Origin of the sequence: Streptomyces albicerus, assembly GCF_008905045.1 — a bacterium.
In the GTDB taxonomy this organism is placed as follows: domain Bacteria; phylum Actinomycetota; class Actinomycetes; order Streptomycetales; family Streptomycetaceae; genus Streptomyces; species Streptomyces albicerus.
The window spans coordinates 21,001-34,555 of sequence record NZ_VWMY01000066.1; the positions used below are offsets into that span (position 1 = coordinate 21,001).

Annotated in this window: 10 protein-coding genes; 5 read left to right on the forward strand and 5 right to left on the reverse strand. The window is 71.9% G+C overall.

Annotation, left to right across the window (positions count from 1 at the left end; genetic code table 11):
- Nucleotides 1-37: 37 nt before the first annotated feature.
- Complete coding sequence (locus GAS53_RS42825) at nt 38-790, forward strand: SDR family oxidoreductase (RefSeq protein ID WP_151483191.1); 753 nt, start codon at nt 38-40, stop codon at nt 788-790.
- 34 nt (nt 791-824) lie between these two features.
- Here GAS53_RS42825 and GAS53_RS42830 read toward each other — a convergent pair whose 3' ends face one another.
- Both GAS53_RS42830 and GAS53_RS42835 read right to left on the reverse strand, forming a co-directional pair.
- Nucleotides 825-1,397, reverse strand: coding sequence for a hypothetical protein (locus GAS53_RS42830; protein ID WP_151483192.1), 573 nt, complete (start codon nt 1,395-1,397; stop codon nt 825-827).
- A gap of 128 nt (nt 1,398-1,525) precedes the next feature.
- Complete coding sequence (locus GAS53_RS42835) at nt 1,526-4,117, reverse strand: bifunctional FO biosynthesis protein CofGH (RefSeq protein WP_151483193.1); 2,592 nt, start codon at nt 4,115-4,117, stop codon at nt 1,526-1,528.
- Between the two features lie 292 nt (nt 4,118-4,409).
- On the opposite strand from GAS53_RS42835, the gene GAS53_RS42840 reads away from it, so the two are divergent.
- The 3 genes from GAS53_RS42840 (at nt 4,410) to GAS53_RS55590 (ending at nt 8,460) form a co-directional block, all read left to right on the forward strand.
- Nucleotides 4,410-5,966 carry a CehA/McbA family metallohydrolase gene (locus tag GAS53_RS42840; RefSeq protein ID WP_151483194.1) on the forward strand — a complete coding sequence of 519 codons (1,557 nt, stop codon included), beginning with the start codon at nt 4,410-4,412 and terminating at the stop codon, nt 5,964-5,966.
- Between the two features lie 124 nt (nt 5,967-6,090).
- The gene (locus GAS53_RS42845; RefSeq protein ID WP_151483195.1) at nt 6,091-7,539 is read left to right on the forward strand and encodes a CapA family protein; all 1,449 of its coding nucleotides are present in this window, start codon (nt 6,091-6,093) and stop codon (nt 7,537-7,539) included.
- A 324-nt stretch (nt 7,540-7,863) separates the two neighbouring features.
- Complete coding sequence (locus GAS53_RS55590; protein WP_192583523.1) at nt 7,864-8,460, forward strand: hypothetical protein; 597 nt, start codon at nt 7,864-7,866, stop codon at nt 8,458-8,460.
- Between the two features lie 218 nt (nt 8,461-8,678).
- Here GAS53_RS55590 and GAS53_RS42855 read toward each other — a convergent pair whose 3' ends face one another.
- Nucleotides 8,679-10,190, reverse strand: coding sequence for an alpha/beta hydrolase (locus GAS53_RS42855; protein WP_151483197.1), 1,512 nt, complete (start codon nt 10,188-10,190; stop codon nt 8,679-8,681).
- A gap of 184 nt (nt 10,191-10,374) precedes the next feature.
- Between GAS53_RS42855 and GAS53_RS42860 the strand changes: the two genes are divergently transcribed.
- Nucleotides 10,375-10,770, forward strand: coding sequence for a nitroreductase/quinone reductase family protein (locus tag GAS53_RS42860; protein ID WP_151483219.1), 396 nt, complete (start codon nt 10,375-10,377; stop codon nt 10,768-10,770).
- A 31-nt stretch (nt 10,771-10,801) separates the two neighbouring features.
- Here GAS53_RS42860 and GAS53_RS42865 read toward each other — a convergent pair whose 3' ends face one another.
- The gene (locus GAS53_RS42865; RefSeq protein WP_151483198.1) at nt 10,802-12,484 is read right to left on the reverse strand and encodes a serine/threonine-protein kinase; all 1,683 of its coding nucleotides are present in this window, start codon (nt 12,482-12,484) and stop codon (nt 10,802-10,804) included.
- 218 nt (nt 12,485-12,702) lie between these two features.
- On the reverse strand, nt 12,703-13,521 hold the full coding sequence (locus GAS53_RS42870; RefSeq protein WP_151483199.1) for a TetR/AcrR family transcriptional regulator: 819 nt from the start codon (nt 13,519-13,521) through the stop codon (nt 12,703-12,705).
- Between the last annotated feature and the right edge of the window lie 34 nt (nt 13,522-13,555).

Genomic DNA, 13,555 nt, shown 5'->3' on the forward strand with positions numbered 1-13,555 from the left:
CGTACGGGAACGAGACGGAAGAAGGAGGCGGTCCGGCATGCGGATCGCGGTAGCGGGCGGAACCGGGCTGGTCGGACGGTTCGTGGTCGAGGAACTGGCGGCGGCCGGGCATGAGCCGGTGGTGCTGGCCAGGTCGCGGGGTGTGGATCTCGTGTCGGGCGCGGGACTCGACGCCGCCATGGCGGGCGTGGAGGCGGTCGTCGACGTGAGCAACCTGCAGACCACCAGCGCCAAGAAGTCGATCTCGTTCTTCGAGAGCAGCGCCCACAACCTGCTGGGCGCCGGCGCCCGGGTCGGCGTACGGCACCACGTGGTGTTGTCGATCGTCGGCATCGAGCGGGTCGGCTTCGGCTACTACCAGGGGAAGCTGCGCCAGGAGGAGGTGGTGAAGGCCGGACCGGTGCCGTGGACGGTGCTGCGGGCCACGCAGTTCCACGAGTTCGCGCAGCAGGTCCTCGGCCAGGTGCCCGGGCCGCTCGCGGTGGTGCCCCGGATGCGGATCCAGCCGGTCGCGGCCCGCGAGGTCGCCCAGCATCTCGTGGCGCTCGTCCTCGCGCCGCCGCAGGGCATGGCACCGGAGCTCGCCGGACCGCGCGTCGAGGAGCTCGTCGACATGGCGCGCCGGCTGCTGCGGGCCCAGGGCCGGCGGCGGCTGCTGGTGCCGGTGAGGTTCCCCGGCGCCACGGGCAGGGCCATGGCCGGTGGCGGCCAGCTGCCGACCGGACCGGGAGCCCGGGGCACCCAGACCTTCGACGAGTGGCTCGCCCAGAACGCCCTACAGGGAGGATGAGCGGCCCCGGCCCACCCCGCCGCCCGGTAGCCCGTCAGTCCACGACGGCGACCGTCGTCCCCGCCGTTCCGAACTCCCAGACCGCGTCCCCGTCGGCCATGCGCATGCGGATCCCGCCCGTCTGCACGCCCGACGCGGGCGGCGGTGGGGAGGAGCCGTCCACGGCGTTGGAGAAGGCGATGTTGACGCCGGACTCGACGGTGAAGTAGACGATGTGCTCGATCTCCACTCCGTCCGTGCCCGTGGCGGCCTCGCGCCGGGTCCCGACCGTGTACGTGCCCGGCGACGGGCTCACCGTCCCCGGCCACACCGTGAAGCTGCGCCGGGACGCGTCGCTCGCGTCGACCAGCCACACCCGGCGCTGGTCGAGGGAGTAGACGATGCGCCGTCCCGTGCCGGAGCCGTCCGGTACCGCGGCCGGCTTGGACTCCTCGGGCGAGGCGGAGGGCTTGGCGCTGGCCGACGCGGAGGGCTCCGGGCGGGCCGAGGCCGTCGGCTGCGGCCCCCGTTCGGCCCTTACGGCCAGTACGGCCACCATCACCAGAGCCGCCGCGGTCAGACCGGTGACCCAGGCCCACGAGGGAAGCCGTCGGGCAGGCACGGGCACGCATCTCCTCAGCTCTGATTCACCCCGTCGGAGGGTCGGATCATCTTACTCCGACGGGTTCCTCGGCGATTCCCGTGACCCCGGTACCGACGTCACTCCACGCGTCACTCCCTGCGTCACTCCATGCGTCATTCCAGGACCGGCAGCAATTCCGGCAGATGCCCGTCCGACACCGCCGCTGCCCGCTGCCGCTCCTCCGGCACCTCCCCGTACAGCGTCGTACGGGGCCGGGACGGCCGCCCCGCCGCCTCCGCCACCGCGATCAGGTCCTTGACGGACTTGTACGAGCCGTACGACGAGCCCGCCATGCGGGAGATGGTCTCCTCCATCAGCGTGCCACCGAGGTCGTTGGCACCGGACCGGAGCATCTCGGCCGCACCCTCCGTCCCCAACTTCACCCAACTCGTCTGGATGTTGGGGATGTGGGGGTGGAGGAGCAGCCTCGCCATCGCCACCACCGCGCGGTTGTCCCGCGTCGTCGGGCCCGGGCGGGCGATCCCCGCCAGATACACCGGCGCGTTCGTGTGGATGAACGGCAGCGTCACGAACTCCGTGAAACCGCCGGTCTGTTGCTGGATCCGGGACAGGGTGCGGAAGTGGCCGAGCCAGTGCCTGGGCTGGTCGACGTGCCCGTACATCATCGTCGAGGACGAGCGGATGCCCAGCTCGTGCGCGGTCGTCACGACCTCGATCCAGGTCGCCGTCGGCAGCTTGCCCTTGGTGAGGACCCAGCGGACCTCGTCGTCCAGGATCTCCGCCGCTGTGCCGGGGATGGAGCCGAGGCCCGCCTCCTTCGCGGCCGTCAGCCACTCGCGGATGGACATGCCCGTACGGGTCGCGCCGTTCACGACCTCCATCGGCGAGAAGGCGTGGACGTGCATCCCGGGCACCCGCTCCTTCACCGCCTTCGCGATGTCGAAGTAGGCGGTGCCCGGGAGGTCGGGATGGATTCCGCCCTGCATGCAGACCTCGACCGCCCCCACGTCCCAGGCCTGTTGGGCGCGGTCGGCGACCTGGTCCAGGGAGAGCGTGTACGCGTCGGCGTCCGTCCGGCGCTGTGCGAAGGCGCAGAAACGGCAGCCGGTGTAGCAGACGTTGGTGAAGTTGATGTTGCGCGTGACGATGTACGTGACCTCGTCGCCGACCACCGACTTGCGGACGTCGTCCGCGATGCGGCAGAGCGCGTCCAGCGCGGCACCGTCCGCGTGCAGCAGCGCCAGCGCCTCGTCGTCGGTCAGGCGGGTCGGGTCGTCGGCGGCCGTCGCCAGCGCGGCCCGTACGTCCGTGTCGATCCGCGACGGCACCATGCCGGGCGCCGCCGCCTCCCTCAGGGCGTCCCAGTCGCCGTAGACGTGGTCGTAGTCCTCGCGCCGGTCGCCGGTGCGTCCCTCGGTGTCGATCGACGCGTGCAGATCCGTACGCCCGGACGCCGTGAAGGCCTCCTCGGGCTCCTGCCACGGATGGCCCTCCACGACCGCGTCCGGCACGGCGAGCCCCGACGACGGGTCGGCGAGCGCCCGTACGTGCGGGAGCAGCCGCGGGTCCAGCCACGGCTCGCCGCGCTGCACGAACTCCGGGTACACGCACAGCCGTTCACGCAGTTCGAAGCCCGCCTCGGCCGACTGCTCGCGCAGGAGGTCGATCTGCGGCCAGGGGCGCTCGGGGTTGACGTGGTCGATGGTCAGCGGCGACACCCCGCCCCAGTCGTCGATGCCGGCGCCGATCAGCCGCCCGTACTCGGAGTCGACCAGATTGGGCGGCGCCTGGAGGCAGGCCGAGGGGCCCATGATGTGCCGGGCCACGGCGACCGTGGCGACCAGTTCGTCCAGCTCGGCGTCCGGCATCCCGCGCATCGCCGTGTCCGGCTTGGCGCGGAAGTTCTGGATGATCAGCTCCTGGATGCCGTGGTAGGCCCGCGACACGCGGCGCAGCGCGAAGAGCGAGTCCGCGCGCTCCTCGTACGTCTCCCCGATGCCGATGAGGATCCCGCTGGTGAAGGGCACGGAGGAGCGCCCGGCGTCCTCGAGCACGCGCAGCCGCACCGCCGGCTCCTTGTCCGGGGAGCCGTAGTGCGGACCGCCCGGCTCGGACCAGAGCCGTTCGGCGGTCGTCTCCAGCATCATGCCCATGCTCGGCGCGACGGGCTTGAGCCGCTGGAAGTCGGTCCAGGACATCACCCCGGGATTGAGGTGGGGCAGCAGGCCCGTCTCCTCCAGGATGCGGATCGAGATGGCCCGTACGTACGCGATCGTGTCGTCGTAACCGTGCGCGTCCAGCCATTCCCGCGCCTCCGGCCAGCGGTCCTCGGGCTTGTCGCCGAGGGTGATCAGGGCTTCCTTGCAGCCCAGTTCGGCGCCCTTGCGGGCGATGTCGAGGACCTCGTCCGGGGACATGAACATCCCGTGGCCGGCCCGGCGCAGCTTGCCCGGGACCGTGACGAAGGTGCAGTAGTGGCACTTGTCCCGGCACAGCCGGGTGAGCGGGATGAAGACGCTCTTCGAGTACGTGATGACGCCGGGGCGACCCGCCGTCTCCAGGCCCGCGTCGCGCACCCGGGCGGCGGAAGCGGCCAGGTCGTCCAGGTCGGCGCCGCGTGCCTGGAGCAGGACTGCGGCCTCGGTGACATCGAGGGCGACGCCGTCGCGGGCGCGTTTGAGGGCGCGGCGCATCGCGTTGGCGGTGGGTGCCTCGGGGCGTGCGTTCTCGGCGCTGCTCGTCATTCCTCCGAGCTTACGTACGGGGCGACGGACCTCGCCGGTGAGTGTGGCGGGGGCCACAGTTCCGCTTTGCCGGGCGCCCGGCCCCCGCACTTGCTTGCATACACCATGCGATAGGGAGCAACCGGGGGAAAACGTCGGGTCGCCGCTCCGCCGACCGGGCGAAAGACGCCGATTCCCTTCCCTTGCACCGCAGTTCACGGCTGAATACCAGGGTTGTTCGTGCCACCCCTGAACCACTCCTGCATCACCCCTGCACCGCCCATGCCACTCACGAGACCCGGGAGCAGCAGACATGTGCGAGGACGACCACGGCATCGGCAGACGCGCCCTGTTCGTGACGGGAGCCGCCGCCGCGCTTACCTTGGGAAGCGTGACCTTCACCAGCGGCGCCGACACGGCCGACGCGGCCGACGGTGACAACTCCGAGACCCGGACCGTACGCGGCACCCTGCCCACCGGTTCGCCGGACTTCGTGTACCTGCCCGTCGAAGTCCCCTCCGGCGTGCGGGAGATCAAGGTCGCGTACACCTACGAGAAGCCCTCCGTACCGGCGGGCACCGCGGGCAACGCGCTCGACATCGGCATCTTCGACCAGCGCGGCACGGAGCTGGGCGGCAAGGGCTTCCGGGGCTGGTCGGGCGGGGCGCGCACGGAGTTCTTCATCCGCGCGGACGACGCGACACCGGGTTACATCCCGGGCCCGGTCCGCGAGGGCACCTGGTACATCGCGCTCGGCCCCTACACGGTGGCCCCGCAGGGACTCCCGTACGAGATCACCATCACGCTGACGTACGGCGAGCCGGGTGCCGTCGTGGAGCCGGTCTACCCGCCCTCGCGCGCGAAGGGCCGCGGCCGGGCCTGGTACCGGGGCGACTGCCACCTGCACTCCTGGTACTCGGACGGCCGCCGCACACCGGCGGAGATCGCGGCGCTGGCCCGCGCCGCCGGGCTGGACTTCATCAACACGTCCGAGCACAACACGCATGCGGCGCACCCGCACTGGGCCTCGGAGGCCGGCGACGACCTGCTGATCATGCTGGGCGAGGAGGTCACGACGCGCAACGGTCACGTGGTGGCCCTCGGCACGGACCCCGGCACGTTCGTGGACTGGCGCTACCGGGCGCGCGAGAACCGTTTCGGCAAGTACGCGAGGGAGATCCGCCGCTCCGGCGGCCTGGTCGTCCCCGCCCACCCGCACGCCACCTGCATCGGCTGCAACTGGAAGTTCGGCTTCGGCGAGGCGGACGCGGTCGAGGTGTGGAACGGCCCGTTCGGGCCCGACGACGAGATGTCGCTGGCCGACTGGGACAGCATGCTCGTCGCTTCTGTCCGGGAGGGACGGAACGGCGGGGAGGGCGGCGACGGCAGGGGCCGGGACTGGATCCCGGCGATGGGCAACAGCGACGCCCACCGCCACCCCGACCCCGTCGGCACCCCGCAGACCGTCGTCCTCGCCGACGACCTGACCCGCGAGGCGATCCAGGAGGGCATCCGCGCGGGCCGGTCCTACGTGGCGGAGTCGAAGACGGTGTCGCTGTCATTCTCGGCCACCGGCCCGAAGGGCGAACACGCGGGTATCGGCGGCCGGTTGAGGGTGGACCGCGACGCCCCGGTCACGGTCCGCCTCGAGACCACGGGCACGCCCCGCTGCACGGTCCGCTTCGTCACGGACCAGGGCGTGCTGCACACGAGCTCGGTGATCCCGGTGTCGGGCTCCGGGACGGTGGAGTGGCGTACGACGGCGCAGTACGCGGCATACGTACGGGCGGAAGTACGGCACGAGGCGGCGGCCGGTCCGTTGCCGGGGGCACTGGCCGCGTTCACCAACCCGATCTTCCTGGGGCGGTAGCGCTCCGCTGGAGGCACGGTGATCGACCCGCGGGCCGGTGGGGGTTGGTAGCGCCCACGTGGCGGAGCCGCATATCGATACAGGCCCGCGCCCCTTACGGGGCGCAGGAGGAGGGAGGCCGAAGGTGGCGAGAGCGCGGTCCTGGTCCCGGCCCTGCTCCCGGCGGGAGGTGCTGGCCCTCGGGGCCGCCGGGGCCGCCGCCACGGCGCTCGCCGCGTGCGACGGCGGTTCGAAGGACGAGCCACGGCCGTCGGGCGGGTCCGCCACCACCGCCTCGCCGCCCCGCCCCGTACGGCTGCCGCTCGTCCTGGCCGTCCACCCGACGCGGGCCGCGGGCCTGTCCGCCGACCGGCGGCTCGTGGGGGACGTACGGACCGGTCGGCGACTGACCTGGGAGCAGTTGGGTGGCAGGGGCGGCGCCGCGCGGGTCGTACGAGGACCGCACGCGGAGGGTCCTGCCGCCGATGCCAACGCGGACGCGGACGCGGTCCTGGCGGTGCGGCGCGACCCGGACACGGTGGCCGTGGTGCGGGCGGACGCGCTCGGCCCGGGAGTGTCGGCGCTGCCCGTGGACGGCCACGACCCGGTTTCGGACCCGCGCGGCTACCCGGTGACGGTCCCCGCCGACACGGACCCCGGCCCGGTCGCCACGACCCTCTGGACCGGCGACATCATGCTGGGCAGGCGGGTGGGCGCGGAGATCGCCAGGTCCGACGACCCGTCGCTCCCCTTCACCAGCACCGCGCGCCGCCTCGTGACCGCCGACCTGACCGTCGGGAACCTGGAGTGCACCCTGTCCCGGGCCGGCCCGCCCACCCAGGGCGGCGACTCCTTCGCCGCCGATCCCACGTCGCTCGCGGGCCTGCGCCAGGCGGGGTTCGACGTCCTTCTCCTGGCCAACAACCACCTCGGCGACTTCGGCCCCGAGGCCCTGCGGCGCACCGTACGCAGCGCGCGAGCCGCGGGTTTCGCCACGACCGGAGCGGGCGACGACCTGGCCGCCGCCCGCGAACCGGCGATCGTCCGCGTGGGAGCCCTGCGCTTCGGCATCCTCTCCTTCAACGCGATCGGCGAGACCCCGCCCGCCGGACCCGCCACCCCGGGCGCGGTCCGCCTGCGAATGCCGCCCCGCACCGGCCCGCTCAACACGTCCGACCTGGCCGCGCTGGAAGCCTCGGTCCGCGCCCTGCACACCCGCGCCGACGTGGTGGTCGTCTGCCCGCACTGGGGCCGGCAGTACACGCACCGCCCGGTCCCGGCCCAGCACACGGTGGCCCACCGCCTCATCGACGCGGGCGCCGACGCGGTGATCGCCTCACACCCACACTGGGTCCAGAACCTGGAGCTGTACAAGGGCCGACCGGTGGCCCACTCCCTCGGCAACTTCGTCTTCGACATGGACTTCTCCCCCGAGGTACGCCAGGGCGTGGTGCTGGAGCTGGTCTTCTGGGGAGCGAGCCCGATGGCGGCACGGCCGCTGCCGATCCAGATCGGGGACCGGTACGTGCCGCATTTCTTGGGTGCGGGCAGCAGGGAGTCACGCGAGATCCTCGCCGACGTCTGGCCCCGCTAGGGGCGCGGGGAACTGCGCGACCAGCCCCAACGCACCCGCAGTTCACGATCGACCGGAAGTCCCCTACGTATCGCGGTCAAAAGCAATATGCAGATGATCCCGATGAACCCGATCCGAGAAAAACGATCCCCCACTGAGCAACCGAGGCCCACCCACGTTGTACGCCCCCGCCAGAACTGCAGCCCGCATAAACCCATCAACCAGCGAATCAGGCGTAGCAGGATCAATCACCGCACGCCCATCAACGGCCCACACATCAAACGCCCGCATCCGAGTGTGATCACTGAGCCGCCCGGTACCGAAGACGTTCCGCGGATGCCCCGTATGGACAACGCTCACATCAACCTCGTACGACTCCGCCAGCGTGAGCAACCCCCGCAACGGCCGGGGCCGCAGCCGGCCCGCAAGGACGTCGGCCTCACCCGCAGGCGGCAGCCGAATCCGCTCGTGCCCCACAACCCGCTCGATCAGCGCACCGGGCCGATCGAGGGGCGGCGCGGTGCGGGACGGATACAGGGCGCCGACCTGCCACCCGGACCCGCCCCGCGTGAGCCGTACGTCGACGGTCGCCCCGCCGTCCGCCACGGTCCCGTCCGCCGCCCGCCCCCACTGGCGGAGGGCGACCAGGACACTGGCGCGGGCGTCCAGCAGGCCTCCGTACTGCGCGGCGATGACCCGGACCGTGGCCTCGGCCCCGGCGTCGAGCAGGGGCCGGGCCTGGCCGACCAGCCGCTCGGCGGACGCGTCGGGCACGCCCGCCGCCTCGGCCCGTTCCACCGCGGGACCGGCCCCGTCCTGCCCGCGCGTCCACGTGCCGAGGGCTTCCAGCAGCCGTACGGCCGCCTCTTTCGCGCGGGGCTCGACCTCGGTGCGGAGGAGGGGCCACGGGGACGCGGACGGAAGGGGATCGGGATCCGGTGAGGGTGAGGTCACTCGGGGCGAGCGCGGGCTCTGAGCACTCTCGGTCGACGTCGACCTGGGGGTGGGCGTGGACTCCTCGTCCCCGCCCGTACAACCGACCAGCCCGAGCCCGCCCGCAGCCGCGGCCCCGGCCGCGCCCACCAGCAACACCCGCCTGCCGGGCCCCGATTCGGTCACCCCACCAGCATCACTCCGTACGCGGACACACTGTCAAGCTGCTAGGCGCAGTACGTGTCCCGGGCGGGCCGTTCCCCCGTGGCCAGATAGCGGGAGACGGCTCGGTCTCCGCAGGCGTTGCCGTTGCCGAGGTAGGCGTCGTGCCCGGTGGAGTTGACGGTCACCATGACGGCGCGCTTGCCGAGGGCGGCGCGGAGTTTGCGGGCGCCGCCGAGCGGGGCGGCCGGGTCGCGCTCGTTCTGGACGAGCAGGACCGTGGACGGACCGTGATCGGTGATCCGTACGGGATTCTCCTTCAGCGGATACGGCCAGGCGGCGCAGCCCGTCGCGTTCCTCGGCATCCCTGCGGTCAGCGGGTACTTGGTCCGGCTCTCGTCAACGTCCTTCTGGTACACGGCGGTTTCCCTGGGCCATGCGCCGTCGTTGCAGAAGGTGGCGAGGGCGACGGAGAGGCCGTTCTGCAGGAGCGGCTCGGGGGGCGTCTCGGGAGCGGGCGGGACGGTGCCCTTCTGCGCGGCCAGGATCAACTGGGCCAGCCCCGGGAAGCCGTCGGGATCGTAGAAGGCGTCCACCATGGCCTGGCGCAGCACATTGCCGCTCAGCTCCGCCGGGTTGGCGCCGGGCCAGGGGATCGGCTCACGGTCGAGCCGGGCGGCGAGCCGCAGGACCAGCGGCCGCACCTCGTCGGCCGTGTCGGCCAGCCGGTCCGGATTCCCGGGCGCCGAAGCCCACTTGGCGAACTCGGGAAAGACGTCTTCGACGCCGGCCTCGAACCCCGCCCACAAGGCACGGGTACCCCCGCCCTGGTAGGCGTCGCCATTGACGTCCAGGTTGCTGTCCAGCACGAAGCGGTCGGTGCGGTGCGGGAACAACTGGCTGTAGACCGCGCCGAGATACGCGCCGTACGAGAGACCCCACGCGGACAGCTTCCGCTCGCCCAGCGCTGCCCGGATCCGGTCGATGTCACGGGCGTTGTCGCGACTGTTGATGTGACGCACCAACTCACCGCCGTTGCGCTCGCAGGCGTCGGCCATCCGTCGCGCGGCAGCCATGTTTCCGGTGACCGACCCGTCCGGGGCGGGCCAGGGAAAGAACTTGGACCTGGCCAGGTGTTCCGTCTCGAGACCGCAGCTGACCGGGGCGGACCTGCCGACGCCCCGGGGGTCGAACCCGATCAGGTCGTACGCGTTCCGCACCTCCTGCGGCAGCTTCTGCCCCTTCCCGGAGATTTCGTCGAGGCTGCCGCCGCCGGGCCCGCCTGCGATCAGCAGTAAGGCGCCGCGGCGGTCGGCCGGCTTCTCGCTGGGGATACGGGAGATGGCGATGCCGATCTTCTTCCCGCCGGGGTCGGAGTAGTCCATCGGCACCTCGACGGTCGCGCACTCCTGCCGGGGGTCGAGCCCGCTCCCTTCGCACTTCGCCCACTCAAGGGGCTTGGAAGAGGCGGCGGTTGAGGCCTCCGCCGTGAGTGGTCCGGTAACACCGAGAACCACGACGGAGGCAGCTATCAGGGAGACTTTCCGCTTGGTCTTCATCACATGAATCGGCTTCATGTGAATGAGCTTCGCGGACCCGCCCCGGCCGCCCCATCCGGCCAGCAGGCCTGTCCGCACGGCGGTTAACCGAACATGGCGTCGGCACCGGTGAGCAGGCTCGACATCGTGGAGGCCATACTCTCGACCACCCCCGCCGCCTTCGGCACCCTCCTCCAAGCCCTCAAGAGGAACGATGACTGAGATGTCGCGCTACCACGAGTTCAAGTTCCGCGCCGTCACGACCTTCCAGAAGCGGGTCGGCAACCCCGTCACGAAGCTGCTGCCGTTCCAGACGCTCCTGGAGACCACCGGGCGGAAGTCCGGGCTGCCGCGCCGGACCCCGGTCGGCGGTCGCCGTATCGGACAGGAGTTCTGGATCGTCTCCGAGTACGGCGAGAAGTCGCAGTACGTGCGGAACATCCAGGCGGACCCGAGCGTCCGGGTCCGCGTCAAGGGCCGTTGGCACCACGGCACGGCCCACCTGCTGCACGAGGACGACGCCCGCGCCCGGCTCAAGTCCCTGCCCCGGATGAACAGCGCCGCGGTGCGAGCGGTCGGAACGAATCTGCTGACGGTACGGGTCGACCTGACCGACTGAGCGCGGTCGGGTCCGGCCCCGACGAAACTGTCTAGGCCGCCCGCCAGACCGTCATGTCCGCGGTCACAAAGCCGATCTCCGGCAGCGCGGTCGACTTCACCTGGATCACGAGCAGCGCGATGTCTCCTGAGGGGTGCTTGACGCAGATCTCGCTGCCGGCCGCCGCCGCGGCCAGCGGGAGGCTGTGGCTGTCGGCGCCGGTGAGGAGCAGGCGGCACGAATCGAGGGAGGCACCCGGCTCACCGAACACCATGGTGATCAGGCTGGTGTCGCTCTCCAGCGCACAGTCTTCGTCATCGCAGACGAAGCGGATGTCCCCCTTGCGGTCCTTCTGGTCCTTCCGCTCCTTGCGGTCGGGCTCCTCGATATCCAGTGGGTTCACCGTGATATCCAGTGGGCTGTCCGCGTCCAGCCACACTGGGGGGTACGCGACGGCTTTCGGCGGCCCCGGCGCGGTCGAGGAGGGGCGCGACGCATCTGGTGTCCGGTCATCGGTCCCCGACCCTGACCCTGCCCCCGAGCCCGGCGCGGATGCCGATGAGGACGCCGACGACCGTGCGGACGCCTCAGGACCGGACGCCGACGACGCGGCCGCCTCCCGGTCGCGAAGCCGGTCCGACACCTCCATGACCGTCCACGCCAAGCCCGCCAACAGCACCGCAGCCGCCGTCACGACGGCCGTGATCAGCCTGGTACGTCTTCGGCGGGACCGCGGCTCGTCCCGCCACGTCGGCTGCAGCTGCGGCTGTGCGAGCAACGGCCGCGTGTGCACCGAGGTGGGAAGAAGCGTGTGCACCGGGGTGGGAGCGGCGACCGGGGACGGAACCGTCACCTCCGGCCCCGTGATCTCCCGCCAGACGGCCGGCCCCGCGCCCGCGTCGGCGTCCCGGCCCAGCTGCTGTCGGCACCACTCGACGATCTCCGCGGGGGTGGCCCGTTCCTCCGGATCGGCGGCGAGGCACCGGGCGATCAGCGGACGGAGCTGCGCCGGCAGAGGGGACAGGTCAGGTTTCTCGTGCACGATCCGGTACAGCACGCCGACCGAGTTGCCGTCCCCGTACAGCGGCTCGCCCAGCGCCGCGAAGGCCGCTGTCTGGCCGAGCGCGAAGACGTCGGTCGCCGCCGTGACCTCACCTGCGGACGCCTGCTCGGGAGCCATGAACTGGGGCGTGCCGACCGCGGCTCCCGTGGCTGTGTGCGAGGTGATGCCGGAGGCCAGCGAGATGCCGAAGTCGATCACCCGCGGCCCGTCGGCGGCCAGCAGCACGTTCGACGGCTTCAGGTCCCGGTGCACGATTCCCGCGTCGTGGATGGCCTGCAGGGCCTCGGCCACCCCCGCCATCAGCCACAGCACCGCCGGCACCGGCAGGGGTCCGCGCCTGGCGACGGCGTCTGCCAGGGAGGGGCCGGGCACGTACAGCGTGGCCAGCCAGGGCGGTACGCCGTCCGCGTCGGCGTCGATCAGCTCGGCGGTGTACACGCCCCGGACCCGCTGGGCCGCCTTTATCTCCCGGCGGAACCCTCGCCGGAAGGCCGGATCGTCTGCGAGCTCCGGCCGTATCACCTTGATCGCCACCGGTCGGCCGCCCTGCGTGTGCGACAGGTAGACCCGGCCCATGCCTCCCGCGCCGAGCCGGGCGGCAAGACGGTAGCCGGCCACCAGGGGCGGATCGTCCGCCTGCAGCGGCTGGAACACCTCAGTCGCGTTGTTCATTGCCCTCGTCCCCCCCTGATCCCCTGATCCGACCCTCAACGGCAGCCCGGAGCGTGTCCCTTGAGTTGGTTCGGGAGCTGGACTGACGTGTCTGGCCATCCCGCCAAGATCGCGCGGGACTGGAAAGTCAAGCACGACTGCGCGGGGTTCGTGACCCTGTTCGAGATCGAGACGGGGTTACGGCGGAGGGCATCGGGTCCAACGGGGAGGGCCTCTGCCTAGCTCCGGGGCGCGTTCGAGAGGCGGTTCAGCCACTCGGTGAGCAGGGCGTCCTCGGCCGGGCTGAGGACCGGTGCCGGGGACTGGCGGAGGAGGGCGTTCAGGCGGGCCGCCGTGGCGGGGACGAGGGCCTCCCCTTCCGCCCCGGATGCCGCTGCCCCGGATGCCGCTGCCCCGGGTGCCGCTGGCCCGGGTGCCGCTGCCCCGGAGGTCGCTGCCCCGGAGGTCGCTGCCTCGGAGGTCGCTGCCCCGGGTGCCTCCGTCGGAGCCGTCACGTCCGGCGTGAACACCATGGCGTGGACCGCGTCCCGTACCCGGCGGGACACCGTCTTGTCGGTGAACGTCGTCGGGCGGGAGACCAGCATCAGAGCCACGCCGACGTTGGCGGACATGATGATCTGGGCCGCCAGTTCCGGGGCGAAGCGCAACTTGCCCTGTTCGGCGGCCCGTTGGAGGTCCGACGTGAGGATGCGGTGGGACTCCAGGGCCGCCGCCGGGGGCGTACGCATCGCCGGGGAGTTCATCAGGCGGTACAGGTTCGGGTTGGCCAGGGCGAACTCGACGTGGGTGTCCCAGCCGTCCCGCAGGTCCTGGACGGGGTCCGTGCCGGGGGCGCGGTCGCGCTTGGTCGCGAGGTACTTCTCCCAGCCGTGGTCGACGACCGCCGACAGCAGACCTTCCTTGTCCCCGAAGTGGCGGTAGAGGGCCGGGGCGCCGACGCCGGCCGCCTCGCACACGGCCCTGGTCGACACGTCCCCGTCGGGGGACTCGGCGACCAGGACCGCCGCCACTTCGAGGATGCGCGCTTTCGTACTCACGGAAGCGACGCTAACGGAAGCGATCCGGCGCGAG

Coding starts and splice junctions, on each gene's coding strand:
- GAS53_RS55590 (WP_192583523.1), top strand. CDS start 7,864: ATGGACAACGCTCACATCAACCTCGTACGACTCCGCCAGCGTGAGCAA.
- GAS53_RS42840 (WP_151483194.1), top strand. CDS start 4,410: ATGTGCGAGGACGACCACGGCATCGGCAGACGCGCCCTGTTCGTGACG.
- GAS53_RS42865 (WP_151483198.1), bottom strand. CDS start 12,484: ATGAACAACGCGACTGAGGTGTTCCAGCCGCTGCAGGCGGACGATCCG.
- GAS53_RS42825 (WP_151483191.1), top strand. CDS start 38: ATGCGGATCGCGGTAGCGGGCGGAACCGGGCTGGTCGGACGGTTCGTG.
- GAS53_RS42835 (WP_151483193.1), bottom strand. CDS start 4,117: ATGACGAGCAGCGCCGAGAACGCACGCCCCGAGGCACCCACCGCCAAC.
- GAS53_RS42860 (WP_151483219.1), top strand. CDS start 10,375: ATGTCGCGCTACCACGAGTTCAAGTTCCGCGCCGTCACGACCTTCCAG.
- GAS53_RS42855 (WP_151483197.1), bottom strand. CDS start 10,190: ATGAAGCCGATTCATGTGATGAAGACCAAGCGGAAAGTCTCCCTGATA.